Source organism: Mesorhizobium sp. P3_A10 (genome assembly GCF_056403175.1).
The window spans coordinates 40,099-63,324 of sequence record NZ_JBFUFZ010000011.1 but is presented as its reverse complement, the minus strand read 5'-3'; the positions used below and the strand labels follow the sequence as shown (position 1 = coordinate 63,324).

22 protein-coding genes are annotated in these 23,226 nt (G+C 62.2%); 11 read left to right on the top strand and 11 right to left on the bottom strand.

Annotated elements, in window-relative coordinates; translation table 11 throughout:
* Positions 1-81: 81 nt before the first annotated feature.
* Both AC1DXU_RS28950 and AC1DXU_RS28945 read left to right on the top strand, forming a co-directional pair.
* Positions 82-555: a hypothetical protein gene (locus AC1DXU_RS28950; RefSeq protein WP_477374460.1), complete on the top strand. Its 474-nt coding sequence runs from the start codon at positions 82-84 to the stop codon at positions 553-555.
* A 65-nt stretch (positions 556-620) separates the two neighbouring features.
* On the top strand, positions 621-2,315 hold the full coding sequence (locus AC1DXU_RS28945; RefSeq protein ID WP_477374458.1) for a B12-binding domain-containing radical SAM protein: 1,695 nt from the start codon (positions 621-623) through the stop codon (positions 2,313-2,315).
* A 63-nt stretch (positions 2,316-2,378) separates the two neighbouring features.
* On the opposite strand, the gene AC1DXU_RS28940 is transcribed toward AC1DXU_RS28945, so the two are convergent.
* The 5 genes from AC1DXU_RS28940 to sseA all read right to left on the bottom strand — a co-directional run bounded on the left by AC1DXU_RS28940 (position 2,379) and on the right by sseA (position 5,921).
* Positions 2,379-2,846, bottom strand: coding sequence for a DUF1203 domain-containing protein (locus tag AC1DXU_RS28940; protein ID WP_477374456.1), 468 nt, complete (start codon positions 2,844-2,846; stop codon positions 2,379-2,381).
* A 72-nt stretch (positions 2,847-2,918) separates the two neighbouring features.
* On the bottom strand, positions 2,919-3,725 hold the full coding sequence (dapB, locus tag AC1DXU_RS28935) for a 4-hydroxy-tetrahydrodipicolinate reductase (protein WP_477374454.1): 807 nt from the start codon (positions 3,723-3,725) through the stop codon (positions 2,919-2,921).
* Positions 3,726-3,834: 109 nt separating this feature from the next.
* Complete coding sequence (locus tag AC1DXU_RS28930) at positions 3,835-4,392, bottom strand: OmpA family protein (RefSeq protein ID WP_477374452.1); 558 nt, start codon at positions 4,390-4,392, stop codon at positions 3,835-3,837.
* A 108-nt stretch (positions 4,393-4,500) separates the two neighbouring features.
* Positions 4,501-5,064 (bottom strand): GNAT family N-acetyltransferase, encoded by a 564-nt coding sequence (locus tag AC1DXU_RS28925; RefSeq protein ID WP_477374450.1) that lies wholly within the window; start codon positions 5,062-5,064, stop codon positions 4,501-4,503.
* A 5-nt stretch (positions 5,065-5,069) separates the two neighbouring features.
* A complete protein-coding gene (sseA, locus tag AC1DXU_RS28920; RefSeq protein ID WP_477374448.1) occupies positions 5,070-5,921 on the bottom strand; it encodes a 3-mercaptopyruvate sulfurtransferase in 852 nt (283 codons plus the stop codon).
* Between the two features lie 173 nt (positions 5,922-6,094).
* On the opposite strand from sseA, the gene AC1DXU_RS28915 reads away from it, so the two are divergent.
* From AC1DXU_RS28915 to AC1DXU_RS28905, 3 genes are read left to right on the top strand one after another with little or no spacing between them, the layout of a single operon-like run.
* The gene (locus tag AC1DXU_RS28915) at positions 6,095-6,526 is read left to right on the top strand and encodes a hypothetical protein (RefSeq protein WP_477374446.1); all 432 of its coding nucleotides are present in this window, start codon (positions 6,095-6,097) and stop codon (positions 6,524-6,526) included.
* Positions 6,526-7,392 carry an alpha/beta hydrolase gene (locus AC1DXU_RS28910; RefSeq protein ID WP_477374444.1) on the top strand — a complete coding sequence of 289 codons (867 nt, stop codon included), beginning with the start codon at positions 6,526-6,528 and terminating at the stop codon, positions 7,390-7,392. Before AC1DXU_RS28915 ends, AC1DXU_RS28910 begins: the two co-directional genes overlap by 1 nt.
* Positions 7,393-7,405: 13 nt before the next feature.
* Complete coding sequence (locus tag AC1DXU_RS28905; protein ID WP_477374442.1) at positions 7,406-8,215, top strand: hypothetical protein; 810 nt, start codon at positions 7,406-7,408, stop codon at positions 8,213-8,215.
* 7 nt (positions 8,216-8,222) lie between these two features.
* Here the strand turns inward: AC1DXU_RS28905 and AC1DXU_RS28900 are convergent, their stop codons facing one another.
* The gene (locus AC1DXU_RS28900; RefSeq protein ID WP_477374440.1) at positions 8,223-9,425 is read right to left on the bottom strand and encodes a cytochrome P450; all 1,203 of its coding nucleotides are present in this window, start codon (positions 9,423-9,425) and stop codon (positions 8,223-8,225) included.
* A 220-nt stretch (positions 9,426-9,645) separates the two neighbouring features.
* Here AC1DXU_RS28900 and AC1DXU_RS28895 point away from each other — a divergent pair, with 220 nt between their 5' ends.
* Together AC1DXU_RS28895 and AC1DXU_RS28890 are read left to right on the top strand one after the other, a co-directional pair.
* Positions 9,646-10,530, top strand: coding sequence for an Lpg1974 family pore-forming outer membrane protein (locus tag AC1DXU_RS28895; protein WP_477374438.1), 885 nt, complete (start codon positions 9,646-9,648; stop codon positions 10,528-10,530).
* Between the two features lie 19 nt (positions 10,531-10,549).
* Positions 10,550-11,404, top strand: a complete 855-nt coding sequence (locus AC1DXU_RS28890) for an alpha/beta fold hydrolase (protein ID WP_477374436.1) — start codon at positions 10,550-10,552, stop codon at positions 11,402-11,404.
* 161 nt (positions 11,405-11,565) lie between these two features.
* Here the strand turns inward: AC1DXU_RS28890 and AC1DXU_RS28885 are convergent, their stop codons facing one another.
* Both AC1DXU_RS28885 and AC1DXU_RS28880 read right to left on the bottom strand, forming a co-directional pair.
* Entirely contained in the window at positions 11,566-12,309 is a 744-nt protein-coding gene (locus AC1DXU_RS28885; RefSeq protein ID WP_477374434.1) for an alanyl-tRNA editing protein, read from the bottom strand.
* Positions 12,309-13,343, bottom strand: a complete 1,035-nt coding sequence (locus tag AC1DXU_RS28880; RefSeq protein WP_477374432.1) for a cysteine synthase A — start codon at positions 13,341-13,343, stop codon at positions 12,309-12,311. Before AC1DXU_RS28880 ends, AC1DXU_RS28885 begins: the two co-directional genes overlap by 1 nt.
* A gap of 213 nt (positions 13,344-13,556) precedes the next feature.
* Here AC1DXU_RS28880 and AC1DXU_RS28875 point away from each other — a divergent pair, with 213 nt between their 5' ends.
* Positions 13,557-14,378: an SDR family oxidoreductase gene (locus tag AC1DXU_RS28875; RefSeq protein ID WP_477374430.1), complete on the top strand. Its 822-nt coding sequence runs from the start codon at positions 13,557-13,559 to the stop codon at positions 14,376-14,378.
* 98 nt (positions 14,379-14,476) lie between these two features.
* On the top strand, positions 14,477-15,451 hold the full coding sequence (locus tag AC1DXU_RS28870) for an alpha/beta hydrolase (RefSeq protein ID WP_477374428.1): 975 nt from the start codon (positions 14,477-14,479) through the stop codon (positions 15,449-15,451).
* A gap of 120 nt (positions 15,452-15,571) precedes the next feature.
* On the opposite strand, the gene AC1DXU_RS28865 is transcribed toward AC1DXU_RS28870, so the two are convergent.
* Complete coding sequence (locus AC1DXU_RS28865; RefSeq protein ID WP_477374426.1) at positions 15,572-16,996, bottom strand: DEAD/DEAH box helicase; 1,425 nt, start codon at positions 16,994-16,996, stop codon at positions 15,572-15,574.
* Between the two features lie 389 nt (positions 16,997-17,385).
* Here AC1DXU_RS28865 and AC1DXU_RS28860 point away from each other — a divergent pair, with 389 nt between their 5' ends.
* Entirely contained in the window at positions 17,386-18,918 is a 1,533-nt protein-coding gene (locus AC1DXU_RS28860) for an acyl-CoA carboxylase subunit beta (RefSeq protein ID WP_477374424.1), read from the top strand.
* 42 nt (positions 18,919-18,960) lie between these two features.
* Here AC1DXU_RS28860 and AC1DXU_RS28855 read toward each other — a convergent pair whose 3' ends face one another.
* Positions 18,961-20,964, bottom strand: a complete 2,004-nt coding sequence (locus tag AC1DXU_RS28855; RefSeq protein WP_477374422.1) for a hypothetical protein — start codon at positions 20,962-20,964, stop codon at positions 18,961-18,963.
* Positions 20,961-22,493 carry an NAD(P)H-hydrate dehydratase gene (locus tag AC1DXU_RS28850; RefSeq protein WP_477374420.1) on the bottom strand — a complete coding sequence of 511 codons (1,533 nt, stop codon included), beginning with the start codon at positions 22,491-22,493 and terminating at the stop codon, positions 20,961-20,963. Before AC1DXU_RS28850 ends, AC1DXU_RS28855 begins: the two co-directional genes overlap by 4 nt.
* Before the next feature lie 373 nt (positions 22,494-22,866).
* On the opposite strand from AC1DXU_RS28850, the gene AC1DXU_RS28845 reads away from it, so the two are divergent.
* Positions 22,867-23,205 (top strand): P-II family nitrogen regulator, encoded by a 339-nt coding sequence (locus AC1DXU_RS28845; protein WP_006205430.1) that lies wholly within the window; start codon positions 22,867-22,869, stop codon positions 23,203-23,205.
* Positions 23,206-23,226: the final 21 nt, after the last annotated feature.

Genomic DNA, 23,226 nt, shown 5'->3' with positions numbered 1-23,226 from the left:
CATTCGCAATTCGAAATATGCCTAGACTGACGTTGCTCTGTGGCGGCAGAGGCCGCCTTCCCACCATTCGAGGAGACCGCAATGGTCAAGGCACCGAAGGAAATTGGGATATCCGAAATAGCAGCCAAACTGGATGACCTGCATGGCAGATTGTCCGCGATCGAAACTGGTCTTGGCCGACGCCCCGGCGGACCCGTTACCGATCCCGCGCCCTACCCTGGCGGGGTGATCATCGATCCGGCGCCCTATCCATACCCCTATCCGTTCCCGCATCCATTTCCCTGGCCCCGGCCGCCGATCCCGTGGCCATGGCCCGGTCCCCATCCGGGTCCAAACCCGGTCGATCCGCCTCCCTTCTGGGATCTGCGCGGCCAGTTGGCTTCGATCGCAGATATCATCGGCAAGCTGCGTGGTCCGATCTTCGACCCGCCGCCGATCGACTTCTCGCGCATGTCGAAGGAAGCGCTGCAGTCGCAACTGCACGAGATGAACGCTTCCAAGGTGCGCCTGGATGCGGCGATCGCCCAGGTCGAAAAACAGCTCGGCCAGAAGTGAGCAGCCGGATTGCGGGGGTCCGCCAGCGGACCCCCGTCCTTGCCCCAGCCAACGGAGGAGCCGCAATGCTTCAAACGGTGCAGACGGTGCGGTTCGAGCCAGAGATCTATGCGTCGGCGCGGCCGGCGCGGGTTCTGCTCGTCGGCTACGAAGACCAGGACAATCTCGGCCTGCGCTATCTGATGTCGGCGCTGGCGCAAGCCGGCCATGAAGCGCAAATGGTCGAGTTTTCCGTCGATACATCAGGGCTGATTGCCGCCGCGAAGGCGTTTCATCCGGACATTGTCGGTTTCTCGCTGATCTTCCAGTATATGACCGCATCCTACATCGCGGTCATCGACGCGCTGCGCGGTTCCGGCTATCGCGGCCATGTCACGATGGGCGGGCACTACCCGAGCTTTTCCTATGCCGAGGTGCTCGACAAGGCCGCGGGTCTTGATTCGATCGTGCGTTTCGAAGGCGAATCGACGCTTTGCGCGCTGGCCGCCGCGGTCGCCGACGGCAAGGACTGGACCAGCCTCGACGGCATTGCCTGCCGCAAGGCCGGCCGCGTCCAGGCCAATTGCTTGCGCACCGTCATCGACGACCTCGACAGTCTGCCCCGGCCCGACCGCAGCACCATCCACTACAGCGACGATCCGCTGGAAACGGCGTCGGTGCTCGGCAGCCGCGGCTGCCCGTGGAAATGCAGTTTCTGTTCGATACGCCCCTTCTACGAGAAACAAGGCGGAGCGCTGCGCCGGCTGCGTGATCCCGAATGCGTGGTCGACGAGCTTGAACAGCTACACGAAAGCGAGGGCGTGCGGCTGTTCCTGTTCCAGGATGACGATTTCCTGGCGACCGGAAAACGCGCCCGCGATTGGGCGACCGCCATCTCGGCCTCGGTGCGGCGCCGCGGGCTTGCCGGTCGCATCGCCTACAAGATCAGCTGCCGTTCCGACGAAATCCGCGACGACGTGCTCGCCGATCTTATCTCGGGCGGCCTGACCCACGTCTACATGGGCGTCGAATCCGGCGACGAGCACGGCCTCAAGCTGATGGAAAAGCTGATCGTGCCGGAAACCCACCTCAAGGCCGGCCGCATTCTGCGCCAGCATGATTTGTCATTCGATTTCGGCTTCATGCTGCTCGATCCCGATTCCACATTCGAGCGCATTCGCATCAACATCGACTTCCTGGAAAGCTTCATCGGCGACGGCTGGTCGGTGGCCCCCTTCTGCCGCATGCTGCCCTATGCCGGGACGCCGATCCGCGACCGGCTGCAGCGCGAAGGCCGCCTGCGCGGCACTGAGTTCGAACCCGATTACGTCTTTCTCGATCCCAAGATCGATGTATTCTACGAGTTCATGCTGACCGCGTTTCACCGGCGCAACTTCACCAGTGATGGGCTGAGCCATTTGTTCCGCGCCATGCTGTTCGAGGCCTGGGCCAAGCTCGACGGCCTTCCGGTTTACACAGATGAGCAGAAAATGCGGCTGCGCTATCTCGCCGCCGTCTGCAATGGGCTTGCCGCCTATACGCTGCGCAGCGCCATTGCCATTATCGAAGCGACACCCCTGGAAGAGCTCTCGGCAAACATGCCGTCGCTTCGCTCGCTGGCCGAGAACGAACTCAAGCAGGAAATGTCGATAGAGCAGGAATTGCTGTCGATCTATCGCACTTCACGAACGCCCGCGAATGTCCGTCTAGCCGGCGGCTTCGACCGCAGCTGGACCTTTGCCACCGCCACACAACCCTTGGCGGCAATGGCAGACTGCTGAAATTCGCGGACACGCTCCCCAACTGCCCGCCAGACCATCGGCGGGCTCTTTTTTTGGGCACTGTCAGGCTCGCTCAACACGGCACTGGTAGCAATTGTTGCGTGCCGAGCGGACATGGACATAGGCAATGTCGTCGCGCTCGAACAAGGTCTGCGCCCGCGCCACGATGGCATCAGTCGGGATGACGCCGCCGCTGCCGTAGACGATGCGGTCATCGCTGCCATAGCCACGCACGATGTAGTCGCTGCTCTCGAGCATTTCGGGAAGCGCCTCGCCCGCGGCGGCGCGCTCGCATTCCTGCGCATGCAGGAAGATCGGCCCGGTCTCGGCATAGGGCTGCAAGGCCGGGAACGGCCGGTAGGCCAGAACGAGATAGGGCGCGCCGGCAGCGACATTCTTCAAGCAATGCCGGCAAGGCACGCCGTCGCCATCGGATATCTGCCGCTCCGGCGTGCGGCCATAGGCATCGGCAGCACCGCGCTGCAAGGCTCTCACATCTTCGGTCGGCAAGGCTTTGAACTGGATGGTCATGGCGAAATCTCCGGTGTCGTGACCGGAAATTATGCCGTGCTCTGAGCTCGTCCCACCCGAATCCTGCCAACCTCAATCCATCAGAGCGTCGAGGCCACGCACCAGTCCGGTGATCTCTTGTACCCGCCTGACGGCAAGCAGCGTGCCGGCCACGTAGGGAGCGGCCGACGAGCCGGCGTCGTGGCGGATGGTTAGCCGCTCGTCGGGCAGGCCGAACAGCGCCTCGCAGGACAGGATGTAGGAGGGCAACCGAAGCGCATGCACCTGCACCCCCTCGCCCGCGCCGACCGCAGCACCTCGTGTTCCCGGCACGCCGGAGACCTCGGCGACTGGCCGCGCGGTCGATGCCTGGCGGATTTCGGCCAGCGCCTCTGCAAGCTCGCGTGCGGTGCCGGACGGCGCGTCCGGCTTTCTGGCGCTGGCATAGTCGATGACCTCGACATCCGGCACGTATTTCGCCGCCATCAGCGCAAAACGCTTCATCAGCGTGGCGGTGATCGAGAAATTGCCGGCTGCGATCACGCCGACCCCATTGGCGCGCGCCGCGGCATCGATCTCGGCATAGTCGGCAGCCCCCAGTCCGGACGTGCCGATCACCACATGGCGTCCCTTTTCGATGGCCAGCAGCACGTGGTCCTTCACCACATCCGGCTTGGTGTAGTCGACCAGCACATCGGACGACGCTTCCAGCGCTTGCGCCAGCGAAGCGGAAACGATCACACCGTTAGCCGGCACACCAACCAGCAGGCCGCAATCCTGTCCGGCGCCGCTGCGCGAAACCGCGCCCGCCAGCGTCATGTCGGCTTGCGCCGAGATCGCCGGCACCAGCGCCTTGCCGACCCAGCCGGTCGCGCCGGCCATCACCACTCGTATCGCCATCGTCCGATCCTTCCATCGCCATGAGCTCCGAATGATCAGCGATATGGAAAGAGCCCGGCTCATTCAAGCCGGGCTCGTTTTCAGTGTCGCTCCAGGATGCTGGAACGGCCTATCGAATAAAATCGTCGAAGCGGCGGAGCGTCACCCGGCGATTGCGCCAGTTCTCGTCCTGCGTCTGCACCAGCAGAAACTCCTCGCCATAGCCGACGGTTTCGAGCGCGTAGCCCGGCACTCCGAATTCGCGCACCAGGGTCCGCTTCAGCGAGGCGGCACGCTGCTCCGACAGGATCTGGTTCGACTGGAAGGAGCCGACGGCGTCGGTGTGGCCCTCGATCAGCACGCGGGCGCCGGGGTCGCGGCGCAGGATGCGCTCAAGCGCATCGGCGATGTTTTCGATCTTGCCGTATTGCGTCTCGGAAATGGCCGCCGAGCCGAAGGCAAAATTGATCGACTGGATGTCGATCGAACGCGCCATGCGACGCAGATCCGGCCGCTTCTTGAATTCGCGGATGGTGACGCGCTGGTTGGGGCGCAGCTTCACCCGGGGCGCCGCCTCCAACTGACGCTCGATCGTTGCCGCCGATGGCGTCGTCGCCTGAGCGAGAGCAAGGGTCGGCATGGCAAGCGCTGCGATCAGCGCCGCGGCAAGTGTACGTCGGGTCAGCATGTCTTGTTCTCCTTCGGCCTCGATCTGACGGCCGCATTGGTGATGTCGCCAACATGGCAAAGCCAGTCTGAAGCGCCGATGAACGGACAGTTCAGCTTGGAGGAGAAATCAAGGTCGCATGACGCTGGCCGAGCGCTCCAGGAAAGGCAGCGGATGCACCACCTCCTTCTTTTGCGCCACCGGGGTAAAGCCGAGTTTCTGGTAGAGCGGCAAGGCTGCCGGATGATCGAGCGTACAGGTCTGCACCGTCACCCGCTTCGGCCCGTGCGACCACGCTGCAGAGATCGCCGCCCCCAGGAACCAGCGGCCGATGCCTTGCCCGGTGGCGTGTTCCATCATGCCGAAATAGGCGAGCTCCACTTCCTCCGGCAAATGCGGCTTGAGGTCGAAGAACCCGGCCGGCGCGCCGTCGACATAAAGCACCCTGATGTCGCGATCCTCGCGATGGATGCCGGCAGCAAGCTCGTCATCGTCCAGCCTGAGCACGTTGACCCAGTGCCATTTGCGCCCCACCCGGTCCATCAGATAGCGATAGAAGTGCAGCGGAATATCCTTGGTCTTCAACAGCGCGATCTGCCTGTTGTAGGGTACCGGCGGCGAATAGGCTGGCGGCACATGCATTTCGAGAAACGTCACCGTCACCTCGATGTCGTCCTGCGCACCGTTTTCCATCAGAATCATTCCTTGCCCGTCACCACGGGCGTATCGCCGAGCCCGCCCCATTCCGTCCATGAGCCGTCGTAGAGCCTGTTGTCGGTATGGCCAAGCGTTTCCAGCGCCAGCGTGATCGCAGCCGCCGTGATACCTGACCCGCAAGAGGTGACGACAGGCTTCGACAGGTCGATACCGGCGTCCTCGACTACCTTGCGCAAGCGGTCCCTGGACAGAAGCTCGCCATTTTCCGAAAGCGCCGACGCCGGCACGTTGCGCGCACCCGGCATATGACCGGAGCGGATACCGGCGCGGGGCTCGGGCTCGACGCCAGTAAAGCGGCCTGCCCCGCGGGCATCGGCGATCTGGCTTTCATGCGTCTCGACGATACGGCGCATGTCGGCAAGGCTGACGACACGTGCGGCGTCAAAATCGGCATGAAACACGTTTGGCGCGATCCTGGTCGGTTCAGCCGTCACCGGCCGACCTTCTGCTTTCCAGCGATCGAAACCGCCATCCAGAATGTAGACCTGGAAGACGCCCATCACCCTGAACATCCACCACCCCCGCGGTGCGGAGAAAAAACCCGGACCGTCATAGATGACGATGGTGTCGTCGGCAGAAATACCCATCGCGCCGACATATTGCGCGAAGTGCTGTGGCGACGGCAGTGTGTGCGGCAGCGGCGAATCCGGGTCCGAGATCGCGTCCTGATCGAGGAACCGTGCGCCCGGAATGTGCGCCGCCTCATATTCGGCGCGCGCGTCGCGCTTCTGCGCCGGCAGATACCAGGAGGCATCGACGATCGTCAGGCCGGGCTCGCCGAGACGCTTCTGCAACCAATCCGCGTCGACGGTGAAAGGGCTGTCTTCGGCCATTTTTTCTTCTCCTGCTCCGCCCTCGGCAAAACTTGTTTGGCTTGACATGCTGGATGCGTTCCGAGCGCGCGACATTCGCTGCCGCAGTCCGTTGATACCGATTGTTTTCGTGTTTCGTGGCGAGTACGGATTGATCGTTATGATCTGGGGTAGGCGGGGTCAATAATCTAGGCATGAGCAATCTTCTGTTTTCCCGCATTCCCAGCAATCCGGTTTCGCTCGGACTTGTCTGCAACTTCATTGCGCACTATCCGCCTTTCGACGGCTACGAGTTCGGCCTCATGGTGAAGTCGCTTCGTTACCAGCTGGATCAGCAGACACACACGATCGGCTCGATCGACGATGCCATCGTCGCTTATGTCGGCTGGATCCAGACCAGCCGCGAGATAGCCGAAGCCTGGGCAATAAATGGCGGGCCGCTTAATCCCTTCCCCGATGGCGATGCCACAGCGGTGACGGTGCTGGCGACGCGATCCTCGTCCCATATCCTGCCGCTGATCAAAAAAGCCAAACTCATCAACCTCGACAAATCGGTATTCTGGAAACGCGACTTCATCGACAACCGCGGCTCGGTCAAGCGTGCCGTCCGCAAGCGCGACGCCTGATGCAATCGGTCGAATCCGCCGAGGCGCTGACGCAAGAGATTCTCATCCGGCTGGATGACCGCTATGCCGCAATGTTCGTGCGCATCTGGCGGCCTGCCGGCACGCCGCGTGCGACAGTCTTCTGCCTGCACGGCTTCACCGGCAACGGCGCCGACTTTGACTACCTCGCCACTTTCCTGTGCCGTAACGGCTTCCTGGTGATCTGCCCGGACCTGTTGGGGCGCGGGCGCAGCGCGTATCTGGGTTCAGGATACGACATCAACGTCTACGCCAAATGCCTGCGTGCACTCGGTGAGTTCGCTGGTACGGAGAACCACTTCATCGGTACTTCGTGGGGCGGCACGATTTTGCTTCTGTTTATGCACATGACACGCTCCAAGGCCGCGAAAATCGTTCTCAACGACGTGCCAATGCTCGGCGGGTCGAAGGTCGACGCGATGAGAAACGAAGTCGTGAAGGAAAGTACGCTGGTGTTCGAGACCCGCGCAGCGGCGAAGGATTATCTGGGCGCCACCAGGGCCGTCATGGGCCCGGTCGAGGAAGCGGTATTCAACCGCTATGTCGAGAACAGGATCGCGGCCAGTCAGGATGGTTTCCGGTTGGCCTACGACCCGGCCACGACTGGAAATTTCGGAGCTATGACCGGACGCGAATATGATCTTTTTCCGATCGCGGCAAAGATCGATGCCCGCATTCTGCTGATGTACGGCCGTGACAGCCATTTCATCGACAGGCAGGCCATTGACCGCACTCGGGTGATACGGCCAGATCTGGGACTTGTCGACAATATCGGTGCGGGCAATCCGCCATCGCTGATGACACTGGACCAGGCCCTGCTCATCCTGGGTTTTCTGTCTGCCGTCTGAAACTGGATCCGTCGTGGCGGGGATGATTCCGGAAATGCAATTCGACGATTTATACAGCAAGTTCATCGCCGAGACCTACGACCGCCAAAGCTTGGTCGAAAATCCCGCCAAGGTCCTGGTTTGCACGACTCCGCGAACGGCCGGGCATTCCTATTGTCGGGTCCTGCAGCAGTTCGGTCTGGGAATACCCACTGAGTATTTTCAGTGGCAATATGCCTTGCCGTTGATGAGACGGTGGTCGATCGACGGCACAATGGACCTTGAAAAACTCAATCAGCAGGCGCCGGCCTACGGTCGCCATCTCCTGGAGAAAAGGACCGAGAACGGCGTTTTCAGCGCCAAGATCTTCTATGAGAACCTGCCATTCGCGCACAGTTCAATCGGCGATGACGACGACAACTCGTTCTACGTTTTCCTCTCGAGGAGAAACAAGACAGATCAGACCATCAGTCTGCTTTCGATGCTCCACACGGGCCAGCCGTTCGACAGCCAGGAGAAGCTGCCTGGGATTCCCACGGTGACAATTTTGAGCGAGAAAGTTGTCCGAGACACCGCGCAGCATATTTTCGATAGCGAAATCCGGTGGAAAAATTACCTGAACACTATTGATCGACGCAGAGTGGCTCATGTCTTCTACGAGGACTTTATCGCGGACCAGCAGGAAAACGCATCCGCCACAATGAGCACCTGGTTCCCGGGCTTGGCGCTGAAGTCAAAAGCCATATCGACAAGCAAGCGCTATGCGCATGATGCCGAATTCAAGACCATGATCGGAAGGCAATTCGGGGGTTATATACGGCGGTTCTGGCAGGAACATGCCTGACTTGGCGTCATCGACGCGAAACACTGACCGCAGCCCCCTCCGCCGGCCGTAGCGCCAACCCATAGTCGAACCGGATCACATCGTCGGCACGGCTGAAGGCGAACTGACGAATTATCGCGAGAACAGCCTCTTTGACCTCCAGCCGGCCGAGACGCGCGCCACCACACATGCGCGGTCCGGTTAGGAACGGAATAAAAGCCCGTCGGTCGAAGCTGTTCTCGATGAATTCTTTCCTGCTGGCGTCGAAAGTGCGTGGGTTTTCCCAGAAGGCTGGATGCTGGTGCACGCCGATGATCGACACCATGATCAGCTGCCCGGCGCGTAGATCGCGGCCGTCGAGCGTCGTGTCGGCGGCGACTTCGCGGGTCAGAAACGGTATCGGAGGGAAATAACGCATCGTCTCGTTGATCAAGCAATCGGTGTACGGCGTGTGCGCCTCGCCAGAGAGGACCTCGGCATGGATGCGCTCCTGCACCTGCTGGTTGGCCCCAAGCCGATCGATTACCCAAAGTACGGTCGTTACCGTGGTCTCGACGCCGGCGAAGAAATTCATGACGAACTCCTCCACCGGCGAAAAGCCTTCAAGGTCGCGGGCCTCGCTTCTAAAGCGGTCCATCTCGGCCGCCGCCCGGGAATCCGCCATCAGCAGCGATGCGAAATCGGCAATCACTGCGCGGGCATCCTGGATGGCATTCGCGCGCTCGGCGGTCGTCGGGGTCACCCAGGAATAATATTGGAGACGCCTCAACACATCGCGCACCCTGTCGAGCAGCAAGAGTGTAGCCGCCATATCGGGAACAAGGCCGAAAGCCCGGTAAAATATCGTCATCGACGCAGCAAACAGGGCTTGCTGGATCGCAGGTAGCGTCGCGTCGCTGCCGGAAAGCCCGGCAGCATAGATTTCCGCCACGGAATGCTGCTGCGCCGGCCTGGCGGCCGCCAGGTAAATATCCTGGGTGATGGCGCGCCGGACAGACCAGTCCTCGTCATTGGTGTTGAAGCGGCTGAACCCGAGGGCCGAGATCAAGGAGAAGTTCTTTCGGAAGAGCTCCGGCGCCTTGACGATGACGTCGACGGCCTCGGGATTGTCGAAGACAGTCAGATTGCCGAGATCTCGGGCCTTGCCATTCGGCCCCACCTCGCCGCTGTGGGCGAAAAGCGCATAGACAATGTTGTTGAGCACGCTTTCGATTTGCGCTGGATTGTCCACCAAACCCCCTGTCCGCCGAGGCCCGGTCAGCCCTGGCGCGACGCTTACCACATCTGTCCACCGGCGCCACCGAGGCACCGTGGCAAAGCAGCAACACCACCCTATAAAGTTGCTGGCCGGACTTGCTGCAATGTGGCGTTAGGTTATGTCTGCAATGTTGGATTTGGGGCAGGATTCTAGACGGGGGGTAAGTATGCGGGCTCGGGCACCTGGTAAATTGTTGGCGACTGTCGCGGCATCCGCTGCTTCGGTGACTTCCGCAGGCGTGGTTGCCGCGCACGCGGAGGATGCGAAGATCACGGACCCGTCAGTGATCGATTCACGCGTCAAGATCGCCTTTGAGGGCGCGTTTTTTCAAAACAACGTCCACCAGGACGACAAGACCGGCGGCACCGACAAGCTTGGAAACAGCAATGGTGACTTCTCAGGTTCGATCGCGTTGACCAAGCAGATTTCTTCCGACATGGACTGGCGCCTTGCAGGCGCGTTTCACCTAGGCAAGAACCGTTCCTGGGAAGAGAGTGGCCAGATACCGGACGGCTTTTTGACGATAGGCTACGGCGACGACTACAGCTTCCAGGCGTTCGATTTCGATGTCGGCAAGCACGTCAAGGTTCAGTCCGCCGATATCCGCTTCTTTGGTGGTCTGCGTCTGGTGCATTCGGATGAAAGAGGTGTTGTCTCCGAAAGCTTCGCCCCGGACGATCCGGCCGACAAGGGAGGTACCGTCGACAAGATTGGATCGTCGGAATATTGGGGCATTGGCCCGCGTGTTGGCGCCGAGGCGTACTACCCGCTGGGCGAAACCTGGGGGCTGACAGGCGCGGTTTCCGGTTCCGTCATGTGGGGCCGTCGCGAAAACCGCGAGGGATACAGATACGACTTCACAACGGGTGCACAGGGCTCCGGCACGCTGTTCAGCGAGTCCTCCAGCCAGACAGTCACCAATGTCGACGCCTCTGCCGGCTTGAGCTGGACCCCCCTGGCGGGCGCCACCTTTACGGCCGGCTACAAGATCGAGCAGTGGCACAATCTGCTTATCAATGCGGACAGCAGCACCCAGACCTTCCACGGTCCGTTCCTTCGCCTGGAAGTCAAGATGTGACGGCGGCGGCCGGCATCCGGTGAGCTTGGGGGCGGAGTTCGAATCCAGGACCGCGGTCAACGGCGGGGTTAAACTGCACTACACGGCGGCGGGCTCAGGCCCGCCGATCGTGTTTCTGCATGGCTTTCCCGATCACGGCATGGGCTGGCGTCGGCAGATGCAAGCGCTTTGCGGCCGCTATCGCGTGATCGCGCCGGACCTGCGGGGTTTCGGACAAAGCGATGCGCCGCAGGGCTACGGCAACTATGTGCTGACGCATCTGGTCAATGACGTGCTGGCCGTTCTCGCGGCTGAAAAGCTGACCCAGGCCGCGATTGTCGGCCACGACTGGGGCGGCATCATCGCATGGTGGCTGGCCATACGCGTGCCGCAGGTCGTACGCCATCTCATCTTGTTGTCGACGCCGCACCCGCGCAATCATCTGCGCGCCATTGCCGATCCGGCCAATGCCGAGATCACGGGGTACATACGCCGTTTCCAGGTCCCGGGCGCGGCCCAGATGCTGAACATAGACGAACTCGCCACCTGGGTCACCGATCCGCAGGACAGGCAGGCCTTGATGGACGCGCTCAGGCGATCCGATCCGGAAGCAATGCTGGGCTACTACAGGGCAAACATACCGCTTGGCAGAGTGCCCGATATCGGACAGCTGCCTCTCGTCAAAGCGCCAACCCTGGTCCTGTTCGGCACCGACGATCCCTATGTTCCAGCCAGCGCCTTTGACGGCACGTTCCGCGAGGTTGACAACGTGAGTTCACTGTTGGCGTTGCCCGGCGCCGGTCACTTCATCCACCATCAGGCAGCCAAGTTCGTCACGGAGCAGATCGAAGCGTGGGTGGCGCGACCGCCTTCCAGTTTCCGCCATCTTGCCTAGAGCATGATCGCGAAAAGTGGAATCCGGTTTTCTCGGACAAAAACGGGAACCGTTTTGTCCAGAGATCATGCTCAAACAAGAAGATAGAGCCCCATCCTGATTCCATCGGGATGGAACAGGCTCTAGACTGGGTGTTCGGCGAAAGGCCCGCTGTAGCCGCCTTAGCCCGCCGGCATCGGTCCAAAGCGTATGCGGAAGCGCCGGTTCTCGCGGCCCTTCTTCTCGATCTTGCCGATATGGATTTCGCCGACTTCGCCGGTGCTTTTCACATGCGTGCCGCCGCAAGGCTGGCTGTCGATCGAGGCGTTCTCGCCGATGCAGACCAGGCGGATCTTGCCGGTGCCGACCGGCGGGCGGACATTCTTGGATTTCACCAGCCCCGGATTGGCGGCCAGTTCCTCGTCGGTGATCAGCCGGACGAAGATCGGATGGTCGGCCCGCACCAGCGCCATCAACCCGGCGGTCACATCCTCCTTGGTGAAACCGGCATCCGGAGCGTCGAAGTCGACACGGCTGTCGTCTTCGGAAACCGAGGCGCCGGTGATCGGGAACGGGCAGACGACGGTGAGCAGGTGGCAGGCTGCGTGCATGCGCATCAAAAGGTGCCGACGCTCCCAGTCGATGACAAGTTTCACCCGTTCGCCAATGGCAGGAACCGCCTGTTCAGGCGCCGGCACGTGGATGATCTCGTCCTTGGTCTCGCCGGTGATGGTCGCGGCAATGGCGATGCGGCCCCCATCGGCGCGCTCCAGCGTTCCGGTGTCGCCCGGCTGGCCGCCCGACGTGGCGTAGAAGATCGTACGGTCCAAAATGATGCCGCCGCGATCGTTGATGGCCACGACCGTTGCCTCGGCTGTCCTCAGATAGGCGTCGTCGCGAAACAGCGCTTCGGTCTTGTGCGCCATCAGGCGACCTTCTCGAACGGCACCGAAATTGTGCTGCGCTGCTCCATCCAGCCCGGCACCGGCAAGTTCTTCTCGCGCAGGAATTCCGGGTTGAACAGTTTTGACTGATAGCGCGTGCCGTAGTCGCAAAGGATGGTCACGATGGTGTGGCCAGGGCCCAATTCGCGTGCCAGCCTGATCGCGCCGGCAATGTTGATGCCGGTCGAACCGCCGACGCACAGACCTTCCTCCTGGATCAGGTCGAAGACGATCGGCAGCGCATCCTCGTCCGGAATCTGGAAGGAGAAATCCGGCGTAAAGCCCTCAAGGTTGGCGGTGATCCGCCCCTGCCCGATGCCTTCGGTTATCGAACTGCCCTCGGATTTCAGATCGCCGCTGGTGTAAAAACTGTAGAGCGCGGCGCCCATCGGGTCGGCGAGCGCAATCTTGACGTCCTTGCTCTTGGCTTTCAGCCCGAAACCGACGCCCGCCAACGTGCCGCCGGAACCGACCGCCGAAACGAAACCATCGACCTTGCCACCGGTCTGGTTCCAGATTTCCTGCGCCGTGGTGCGGATATGGCCGTCGCGATTGGCGACGTTGTCGAACTGGTTGGCCCAGATCGCCCCGTTCGGCTCCGACCGCGCCATCTGCTCGGCCAGGCGTCCCGACAGTTTCACGTAGTTGTTGGGGTTCTTGTAGGGCACGGCCGGCACTTCGATCAGCTCGGCGCCGAGCAGTTTGATCGTGTCCTTCTTCTCCTGGCTCTGTGTGTCGGGAATGACGATGACGGTGCGGTATCCCAGCGCCTTGGCAACCAGCGTCAATCCGATGCCGGTATTCCCGGCGGTTCCCTCGACGATGACGCCGCCCGGCTTCAACAGCCCGCGCTGTTCGGCGTCGCGGATGATGAACAGGCCGGCGCGGTCCTTCACCGACTGGCCCGGGTTCATGAATTCGGCCTTGCCCAGTATCTCGCAGCCGGTCTCTTCCGAGGCCTTGTTGAGGCGGATCAAGGGCGTGTTGCCGATCGCTTCGATCACAGAACGGGGCATCAAGGATTCCTTATGTAGCGTGCGGCGAACCCTAGAAACCCAACGCTTCGGTTTCAAGGCAAGAATCGACTGGCACAGTCGCATTTGGGGCACTGCAATTTTCTGAAACAGCGGCTGAGCCCCGGCATTCATTTCAACCATGTGCCGAAAAGCGCTCTTTTCATTCAATTCCTTCGCCGCTAGAGCACTAGCAACAGTTTCGCAGGGCGCAGCATGACACTCTATCGGGCCAACCCGAAACACGGCGTCGCCTGGATCACTGGCGGCAGCAGCGGCATCGGCCGTTCCCTGGCCAAGGATCTCGCGGCGCAAGGCTACGCCGTCGCGGTGACAGCGCTTGATGATGATCCGATCGACACACTTGTTGTCGAGACGGCGCAGATGCCGGGTCACGTCACGGCCTATCCTTGCGACGTGACCGACGAGAAGCGCATGGCAAGGACGGTCGCGGCGATCGAGAAAGATCTTGGCCCGATCGTGCTGGCCGTATTCAACGCCGGAAATTATATCGCGACCCCCGGCGAAGATCTCGCCATCCGCGATTTCCACCGGTCTTTCGACGTCAATTATTTCGGCATCATCAACGGCCTGGTGCCCGTCATCGAGTACATGCGCGTGCGCGCCCGCGGCCATGTCGTCCTCGTCGGTTCGGTCACCGCCTATTTCGGCTGGCCGACCACCGCCGCCTATGGCGGCACCAAGGCAGCGATCAACATCCTGGCCGAATCGCTGAAATACGATTTCGACAAGATGAATGTCCGCATCCAGGTGATGAACCCGGGCTTCATCGATACACCGCTGACGGAAAAGAACATGCTGCCGATGCCCGGACTGATGCCGGTCAACCGGGCTTCGCGGCGCATGGCCAGAGGCATCAAATCCGGCGGCTTCGAAGTCACCTTTCCGCGCCGGCTGAGCTGGGGTCTGAAGTTGCTCAGCATCCTGCCGAGGCCGTTCTGCCGCTGGTTCATCAGCACCGCGATCCGCTGGCCGGCGCGACCGCTCAACTACGACCGCAAGCTGCCGAGCGAATAGAGCCGTTCGTAAAATTTGGCGACCCCGTCATCGGCGGGATGCCGGTTGTCTGTTTGCAATCACAGCCATAGGCTGACAAGTCTTGCGTGGAGTCTGCGATGGGGCGACGGATCGTGCTTGCGGTACTGGGCCTGCTTGTCGTCCTCGCTTTGGCCTTCCTGCTCGGCCCGCGCGTCCCCGTCGACACGACGATCCGGTTCGATCCCAAGGGGATCGGCGACGATCCGCAGGCTTATCTCGCGCGTGAAGAAGCGGCAGTGCCCAATATTCGCGACGGGCTCGAGAAAGAGATCATCTGGGCCAATCCGATGGTTCACGCCAAAACGCCGCTGGCGATCGTCTACATCCATGGGTTTTCGGCATCGAGGGGCGAAGTTCGTCCGCTGCCCGACGACGTCGCCGACCAGCTCGACGCCAATCTCTTTTACACCCGCCTCACCGGTCACGGGCAGGACGGTGCGGCGATGACGCAAGGCAGCGTCAACGCCTGGATCAACGATTACGAGGAAGCGCTCGCCATCGGCCGCGCGATCGGCGACAAGGTCATCGTCATCTGCACCTCGACCGGCGGCTCACTGGCGGCCTGGGCTGCAACGCAGCCGGGTGCTTCGGACGGCGTCGCCGCGATTGCGTTCATCTCGCCGAACTTCGGCGTCAAGGCGTCGGGCGCCGAGCTCCTGACCATGCCGTGGGGCCGGCAGATCGCCAGGCTGGTCGCCGGCAAGGAGCACAGCTTCGTGCCGCGCAACGCGCTGCATGAGAAATTCTGGACCTACCGCTACCCGATCGAAGCGACCTTGCCGATGCAGGCGCTGACCGAGCTTGCCTATGGCGCGCCGGTCGAGAAGGCGACCATCCCGGCTTTGTTTGTCTTTTCGGATTCCGACAAGGTGGTGCGCGAAGACCGCACCCGCGAAATCGCCGGACGCTGGGGCGGCGCGCACGAACTGGTGCCGGTCGACGACAATGGCGATCCTGATGACCACGTCATTGCCGGCGACGCGATGTCGCCCTCGACCACAGCCTTCCTGGCGCAGCGGATCGTCGTCTGGGTCAAGGCGATTGCTGAGTAGCGATCCGGCACGTCGAACGATGCGCTCCCCGCCAAACGAAAAGGGCGACCGAAGCATCGCTCCGGTCGCCCTTCTTTCTGTTCAGCAAAGCCAAGCCTGGCCAGCCGGAGCTCGTTCTGCTTACGCAGCCCGCGCCGCGGGCCGCTTGCCGCCGAAGCGGCGCTTGTTGTTGCCCTTGAAGGGCTTGGCGCCTTCCGGCTTGCGCTCGCCGGCATATGCCGGCTTGTCGCCAAAGCGCGGCTTGCCGTTGTTCTGGCCGCCGGGCCGCCTGCCGTCACGACGACCATTGCGGTCGTTGCGATCGTTGGCCGGCTCGAAGCGCTCGTTCTTTTCAGCCGGGTTGCGCTGCGGATCGGGGCTGCCGAGATGGTCGGCAACGATCGGCAGCTTGCTGCGGATGATGCGCTCGACCTGGCGCAGCTTGCTGTTCTCGGAAGGATCGCAAAGCGTAATCGCGATGCCGTCCATGCCGTTGCGGCCGGTGCGGCCGATGCGGTGGACGTAGCTTTCCGCTTCGTCCGGCAGGTCGAAATTCACCACATGGCTGATGCCGGGCACGTCGATGCCGCGCGCCGCGATGTCGGTCGCCACCAGAATGCGCACCGAACCCTCGCGGAAATCGTTGAGCGCCTTCTGGCGGGCGTTCTGCGACTTGTTGCCGTGGATGACGGCGGCCTTGAAGCCGTCGCGCTCGAGGTCCTTGGTCACCCGGTCGGCGCCATGCTTGGTGCGCGAAAAGATGATGACGGACTTCATCGCTTCGTCGGCGAGCATCGTCGACAGCACCTGGCGCTTCTGCTTGGTGCGGGCAAAGACAACGCCCTGCACGATCTCGGCCGCCGCAGTGCTCTGCGGCGCAACTTCGACGCGGATCGGGTTCTTGAGCAGGCCCTTGGCCAGCTCGGCGATTTCATTGGGCATGGTCGCCGAGAACAGCACCGTCTGGCGGTCCGGCGCGGTCGCCTTGGCGATGCGCTTGACGTCGTTGATGAAGCCCATGTCGAGCATGCGGTCGCCTTCGTCCAGCACCAGCCATTTGGTGTCGGCAAGCATGAGGTCGCCTTCACGCACCAGGTCGGTCAACCGGCCGGGCGTTGCGATCAGGATGTCGACGCCGGGAGCAACCTTCTTCACCTGGCTGAAGCGCGAGACGCCGCCGAGCACGAGCGCGGTCGAGACATGCGCGCCCTTGGCGAGGATCTTGATGGTGTCCTCGATCTGCACGGCGAGTTCGCGCGTCGGCGCCAGGATCAGCGCACGCGCCGTCTTCGGCCGGCGCTTGGTGCCGAGAGCGATGATCTTCGACAGGATCGGCAGCGCGAAGGCCGCCGTCTTGCCCGAGCCGGTCTGGGCGATGCCGAAAATGTCGCGGCCTTCCATCTGCGGCGGGATCGCCTGCATCTGGATCGGCTTCGGCTCGGTGAAGCCGGCGCCATGCGTCGCCTTGAGCAGCGCGCCGGAGATACCAAGGGCTGCGAAACCGGTGAGTTCAGCAGTGTTGCCGGTCGAAATGGCGTTACCGGCAGACGTGTTTTCGTTGGTCAAAATAGTCTTCTTTCACGCGGCCTTAGCCGCAAACATCGATGCGGCAGGGCGCAACCTGCCGTCGAAGAAATTGATATGAAACGACAAGGCGGGCGGACGGTAACGTCCACTCGGCTGCGCTGTCGTGCCCGCAGGCATCATGCCACGGGGCTTTTCCGCCACCTTGCCGAACAACCGGAAAGAGGGAAAACAGACGCAACCAGTCTCATTTCGTCGAGAAGGCCGGAATCTCCCGGCCCAAGCGCCTATGGGCTGCATATGGCTGAGTTCGCCCCGGAATGCAAGGGGCGTTATGTTGCAGCGCAGCAAAACCAGCACGAAAGCGGCGCTTGCGCACGCCTGCGGGCATCATTACCACAAATGCAGCTTCCATTTTGGGGAACTGAGCGATGAAGGACGTGCTGAAGGAACTCGAGCGCCGCCGCGAGATCGCCCGCATGGGCGGCGGTCAGGCCCGCATCGATGCCCAGCACAGCAAGGGCAAGCTCACCGCCCGCGAACGCATTGAGGTGTTTCTCGACGAGGGCTCGTTCGAGGAATTCGACATGTATGTCGAACACCGCTCGACCGATTTCGGCATGGAGAAGACGAAGATAGCCGGCGACGGCGTCGTCACCGGCTGGGGCACCGTCAACGGCCGGCCGGTCTATCTCTTCGCCAAGGATTTTACCGTGTTCGGCGGCTCGCTGTCCGAGGCCCACGCCGAAAAGGTCATCAAGGTGCAGGAGATGGCGCTGCGCAATCGCGCGCCGATCATCGGCTTTTACGATGCCGGCGGCGCCCGCATCCAGGAGGGCGTCGCCGCACTTGGCGGCTATGCCGAGATCTTTCAGCGCAATGTTCTGGCTTCCGGCGTCATTCCGCAAATCTCGCTCATCATGGGCCCTTGCGCCGGCGGCGACGTCTATTCGCCGGCCATGACCGATTTCATCTTCATGGTGCGCGACACCTCCTACATGTTCGTCACCGGGCCGGATGTGGTGAAGACCGTCACCAACGAGACGGTGACGGCCGAGAGCCTCGGCGGCGCTTCCGTGCACACGACCAAATCCTCGATCGCCGACGGCGCCTATGACAATGATGTCGAGGCGCTGTTGCAGATGCGCAGGCTGGTCGACCTGCTGCCGGCCTCCAACACGGCCGAACTGCCCGAGATCGAGTGCTATCAGTCGGTGACCGATCACGACCTGTCGCTCGACCGGCTGATCCCCGACAACGCCAACAAGCCCTACGACATCAAGGAGCTGATCCTGAAGGTGGCCGACGAAGGCGACTTCTTCGAGATCCAGCAAAACTTTGCTAAGAACATCGTCACCGGTTTTGGCCGCGTCGAGGGCCGCACCGTCGGCTTCGTCGCCAACCAGCCGATGGTGCTGGCCGGCGTGCTCGATTCCGACGCCAGCCGCAAGGCGGCGCGCTTCGTGCGCTTCTGTGACTGCTTTTCGATTCCCCTCGTCACCTTTGTCGACGTTCCAGGCTTCCTGCCCGGCACTGCGCAGGAATATGGCGGCCTGATCAAGCACGGCGCCAAGCTGCTGTTTGCCTATGCCGAGGCGACCGTACCAAAGATCACTGTCATTACCAGAAAGGCCTATGGCGGCGCCTATGACGTGATGGCCTCAAAACATCTGCGCGGCGACATGAACTATGCCTGGCCGACGGCGCAGATCGCGGTGATGGGCGCCAGGGGCGCGGTCGAGATCATCTACCGCAAGGACATTGGCGACGCGGACAAGATTGCAGCCCATACAAAGGCTTACGAGGATCGCTTCCTGTCGCCCTTCGTTGCCGCCGAGCGCGGTTATGTCGACGAGGTGATCATGCCGCATTCGACCCGCCGCCGCATCGCGCGGGCGCTCAGGATGCTGCGCAACAAGGACATGCAGAACCCCTGGAAGAAGCACGACAACATTCCGCTGTGATGCTTGCGGCAAGTTGCCAGGCGGGTGCCGCAGTGAAGATGTTCACTCCTCCTCCGCCGCCCCGAAGCCCGCGCCCATGGTGGCGCTGGTAGCGCTTGCCCACGGTGTCGCATGGTTGTCGATGCGCATCTGAAAAATGAAATAGGTCGGCGAGCAGAAGCCAACGCCTTTCACCTTTGAAATGCCGGGCGTGTCGGGCGGTAGCGACTGGCACATATAATCCTCGCGGCAGAAATGCTCGGCATCGCAGGCCGGCCGGTTGCCGCGATTGACCGCGCCGCCGAGGCACTGGTCGAAATTGTTGGTCGCCACGCACGTGTCGAACTTTTTGCCGCCGACCAGCCCGCAGATCTCGTTCGGCATCGGCTTGCCGGCTCTGAAGGCGGCGAAGCTGCGGTCCTTGTCGTCGCAGCCGCGATAGGCGATGCCCGCCGGCACACCGATCTTCGGCGGCCGGCAGGTATAGGCGGTGCGCGAAATATCCGACGCGAAGGCCGCGAACTGGCCGGTGATTTTGTAACGGTCGTTGAAAGGCTGTGTCTCATTGCTGGCGATCGAGCCGGTCAGGCAGGGATGGCCGGAAAACATCTGCTTGCTGTCCTTGGGCAAAAGGCATTGCGCCAGCTTGGTCCGCACCCCGGATGCCGTCGCCAGCGGCGTACAGACAGTGCCGCCGCCGCATTGCCAGGTCGCGCCGAAGCGGGCTGCGTCCTCGGGCATCAGGCAGGGCATCGTCATCCCGGCCGGCGCGTAGTCGACCTCACCGGCGTCTTTCCATGCTGCCGGCGGTGCAAATGACAGCGGCCGAAAACGGGTCGGCTCCTTGCCTTCGATCGTGGCGCGCAGCCAGGCCTCGCGCCGTGGAATCTCGGCATGCAGATGCGGCGAGATGCCGACCTCGATGCGGTTGAGCGGCGAGGTCGTCTTGTCGTCGCGGCCGATGAAATGAAAGCCAGCGGTAGAACCGGCCTGATGGCACCCTTGGCAGGCGCCATTGTCCAGCCGCTCGACCAATGCCTCCGGCGTGCGCACCAGCTTCAAGGCGGAATAATCGAGCCCGGCGAAATCCGCGGGCTGATAGAGCGGCGTGAACGGGTGGTTGGCCTGCCTGGCGCTGCCGAAGGTCGACCACGAGATGACTTTCTTGGCCAGGAATTCGTCGGGGATTTCGTAGACGCCGAGATCGACCGCCGCGAGATTGGCGCTGACATAGGCGGCGAGTTTTGCCTTCAGCGCCGCATCGCTCGAGAGCCGTGCTACATCGGGCGTGTTTTCCAGCAGCTTCTCACTGACCGTCTCGCCATCTATGCCGAAAATCCGCAAGAGATAGGCCGCCTGCCCGCCGAACTCGGTCTCCTGTCCCGAGGGAAAGCGCACCACTTGTGCGTTGAGTTCGAGTTGCTTGAAGGTCAGTTCCTCCGGTTCCAGCGGCCCGCCGGCCAGCCAGCCGGCGTCGACGTTTTCGTCGAGTTGCGGCGTCCAGCGTCCGGCAACGCCGACGCAGCCGCCATCGGCATCAGGTGCCACACTGTAGACGGCGTTGAAATTGAACGGCAGGCGCGAGGCCAGAACCTTGCCGCCCTTCTTGAAGCTGTAGGCAAGGCGGTAGATGAACCGCACCTCGCCGCAACTCTTGTCGCCCGTCAGCGCGGCGAAATCGTGCCGGTCGAGCCGGTTGACGACGCCGACCAAACGAAAGCGCGCGGCATCAGTCTTCAGCCAGCGCATGTCCATGATGCGGCCGACATTGCCGTCGGTGACCTCGTAGAGCGTCCGCCCGCCGGCCTTCATCTCAGCCCGCAGCGCGGCAATATCGGCGGCCACCATTTCGGTGATCGCGTGATAGGCCGGCGCCTTGTCGTAGAGCGTCTTCAGATCGCCGCTGCCATCGACGCCGAAAATGCCGGCGAAGCCAAAACCCTTGGCGTCCAGCCCTGCCAGAACGGTCGGATCGTCGACGATGGTCACCGGACCTTCAGCGCGTGCGACGTGCGCCGTGAAGACAGCAGCGAAGAGCGCGACAAGCAGCACGAGCCAGCGGTTCATTCGACAGTTCCACTGTGACCGCCGACAAGATCGAGCAGCACCGGCAGCAGCGCCAGTGGCAGATCCTCGGCGATCAGCCCCGGACCGAAGCGGGTGCCAGCCTCGGCATGGATCCACACCGCCGCGCAAGCCGCTTCGAACGCTGACATGCCTTGCGCCAGCAACCCGGCAATGATGCCCGCCAGCACGTCGCCCGACCCGGCGGTGGCGAGCCATGGCGCACCGTTGCTGTTGATCGCGGCACGGCCATCGGGTGCTGCAATCACCGTGTCGGCGCCTTTGTAGACGAGGATCGCATTGGCACGCTTGGCAGCCGCGCGCGCCTTTGCCAATTTGGACAGGCCTTTGTCGGCAGCGATGTCCGAAAACAAGCGGCCGAACTCGCCGTCATGCGGCGTCAACACCAGCGCCGAAGCGTTCGGTCGACGGGCGGCTTCGAACAGAGCCTCGCGCGTGTCGCGGAACGACGTGATGCCATCGGCATCGAGCACCAGCCCGTCGCTCCCGCCGGTGGCAGCTTGCCGTTCGGCGCCCAGCAACGCCAGGGCAAAATCCCGGCTCTTTTCACCGACCCCAAATCCGGGGCCGAGAACAAAGGCCGACGGTCTGCGCTCGCCGATGAATTCATGGACCTCGGCGACGGTGTCGGCCTTGCGCAACATGATCGAGGTCAGATGCGCAGCGTTCACCTGCATGGCGTTTCCAGGTGAAAGCACAGTTATCGCCCCTGCCCCACTGCGAGCCGCGGCCATGGCCGACAACCGCGCGGCGCCCGTCGCGCTCGGCCCACCGGAAAAGACACCGACATGGCCACGCTTGTATTTGTGAGCATCGACGGCGGGAACCGGGAAACTTTTCAGCCAAAGCGCCGGTATGTTTTCGAAAATCTGCGAATGAAGTTGCGTGATGACCCCGTCGCCGATGCCGATGTCGGCGAGCACGATCTCGCCGCATCGTTCGCGTCCCGGCAACAGCAGATGGCCTGGCTTTTTTCGCGCAAACGTCACCGTGACCTGAGCCTGGAATGCCCGGCCAAGAACGTCACCACTCTCGCCGGAGACACCTGACGGCAAATCGACGGCGACGACAGGTAGGTTCAGCTCCGTCGCAACATCGACCGCCCTAGCGTCATCGCCGGACAGCGATTTGGACAGCCCTGCCCCGTAAAGCGCGTCGACCACGATCGAGCCGTCCTCGGCGGCAAATTCCGACAGGGGCCGAAATTCAACTTTGCAATCCAAGGCAGCGAGCGCTGCGTCGCTACCGGCTCTCGGTGAACCGGACGCCCACAACGACACATCGATGCCATTGTCATGGAGGATGCGCGCCACGACATAACCGTCGCCGCCATTGTTGCCGGGGCCGCACAGCACATGCACGCGGCTCGCCTGGGGATAGCGCGCCAGCACCACAGCAGCGACCGCCTCGCCAGCACGCTGCATCAGGCCATATCCATCGTGCGGTCCGGCGGCAATTGCCAGCCGGTCGGCCTCGGCCATTTCGGCCGGAGACAGAAGTTCGTTGCTCATGAATTGCCGATCCGCATTTCTGTTCAAGCCCAACCCTTGTGCAATCGAGCATTGTCCAGTTTTCGGTTCGAAGCAAACGGCCAGAGCATCAGTAGAGTTAGCCGCCGATTCTTTTCAGGGCAGTCCGCAACTGCCCGCAAAATGCGCGGTCTGCCCAATTTTTGTGCGGACGCAAGGACCGGCAATGTGTAGGCTCTGAGTACCCGTGCCGCATCCAAAGCAGCGAATGACGTGAATGTGCATCCCTGTGCGGCATGGCGTTGAAATCGCATGACAGCGCCTCGTTTCGGCTGAAATTGGCACAGTTCGTGCTTGATGGAGGCGCAAGCGGGGCGCACAACCCGTCTTTTTGGCAGTGGAGGCCACTTTTTACATGAAAAAGATCGAAGCGATCATCAAGCCGTTCAAGCTAGACGAAGTGAAGGAAGCGCTTCAGGAGGCCGGCCTGCAAGGCATTACCGTGACCGAAGCCAAGGGCTTTGGCCGCCAGAAGGGCCATACCGAACTCTATCGCGGCGCCGAATATGTCGTCGACTTTCTGCCCAAGGTGAAAATCGAAGTTGTGCTCGGCGACGATGCGGTCGAAGGCGCGATCGAGGCCATCCGCAAGGCGGCCCAGACCGGCCGCATCGGCGACGGCAAGATCTTCGTTTCCAACATCGAGGAAGTCGTTCGCATCCGCACCGGTGAAACGGGGATGGACGCCGTCTGAGGTTTCTGATTTCAGATATCT

Excerpts from the sequence above, each read along its gene's own strand:
- AC1DXU_RS28950 (WP_477374460.1), top strand. The coding sequence starts at position 82 with ATGGTCAAGGCACCGAAGGAAATTGGGATATCCGAAATAGCAGCCAAA.
- AC1DXU_RS28945 (WP_477374458.1), top strand. The coding sequence starts at position 621 with ATGCTTCAAACGGTGCAGACGGTGCGGTTCGAGCCAGAGATCTATGCG.
- AC1DXU_RS28940 (WP_477374456.1), bottom strand. The coding sequence starts at position 2,846 with ATGACCATCCAGTTCAAAGCCTTGCCGACCGAAGATGTGAGAGCCTTG.
- dapB (WP_477374454.1), bottom strand. The coding sequence starts at position 3,725 with ATGGCGATACGAGTGGTGATGGCCGGCGCGACCGGCTGGGTCGGCAAG.
- AC1DXU_RS28930 (WP_477374452.1), bottom strand. The coding sequence starts at position 4,392 with ATGCTGACCCGACGTACACTTGCCGCGGCGCTGATCGCAGCGCTTGCC.
- AC1DXU_RS28925 (WP_477374450.1), bottom strand. The coding sequence starts at position 5,064 with ATGGAAAACGGTGCGCAGGACGACATCGAGGTGACGGTGACGTTTCTC.
- sseA (WP_477374448.1), bottom strand. The coding sequence starts at position 5,921 with ATGGCCGAAGACAGCCCTTTCACCGTCGACGCGGATTGGTTGCAGAAG.
- AC1DXU_RS28915 (WP_477374446.1), top strand. The coding sequence starts at position 6,095 with ATGAGCAATCTTCTGTTTTCCCGCATTCCCAGCAATCCGGTTTCGCTC.
- AC1DXU_RS28910 (WP_477374444.1), top strand. The coding sequence starts at position 6,526 with ATGCAATCGGTCGAATCCGCCGAGGCGCTGACGCAAGAGATTCTCATC.
- AC1DXU_RS28885 (WP_477374434.1), bottom strand. The coding sequence starts at position 12,309 with ATGGCGCACAAGACCGAAGCGCTGTTTCGCGACGACGCCTATCTGAGG.
- AC1DXU_RS28880 (WP_477374432.1), bottom strand. The coding sequence starts at position 13,343 with ATGCCCCGTTCTGTGATCGAAGCGATCGGCAACACGCCCTTGATCCGC.
- AC1DXU_RS28875 (WP_477374430.1), top strand. The coding sequence starts at position 13,557 with ATGACACTCTATCGGGCCAACCCGAAACACGGCGTCGCCTGGATCACT.
- AC1DXU_RS28870 (WP_477374428.1), top strand. The coding sequence starts at position 14,477 with ATGGGGCGACGGATCGTGCTTGCGGTACTGGGCCTGCTTGTCGTCCTC.
- AC1DXU_RS28860 (WP_477374424.1), top strand. The coding sequence starts at position 17,386 with ATGAAGGACGTGCTGAAGGAACTCGAGCGCCGCCGCGAGATCGCCCGC.
- AC1DXU_RS28855 (WP_477374422.1), bottom strand. The coding sequence starts at position 20,964 with ATGAACCGCTGGCTCGTGCTGCTTGTCGCGCTCTTCGCTGCTGTCTTC.
- AC1DXU_RS28850 (WP_477374420.1), bottom strand. The coding sequence starts at position 22,493 with ATGAGCAACGAACTTCTGTCTCCGGCCGAAATGGCCGAGGCCGACCGG.
- AC1DXU_RS28845 (WP_006205430.1), top strand. The coding sequence starts at position 22,867 with ATGAAAAAGATCGAAGCGATCATCAAGCCGTTCAAGCTAGACGAAGTG.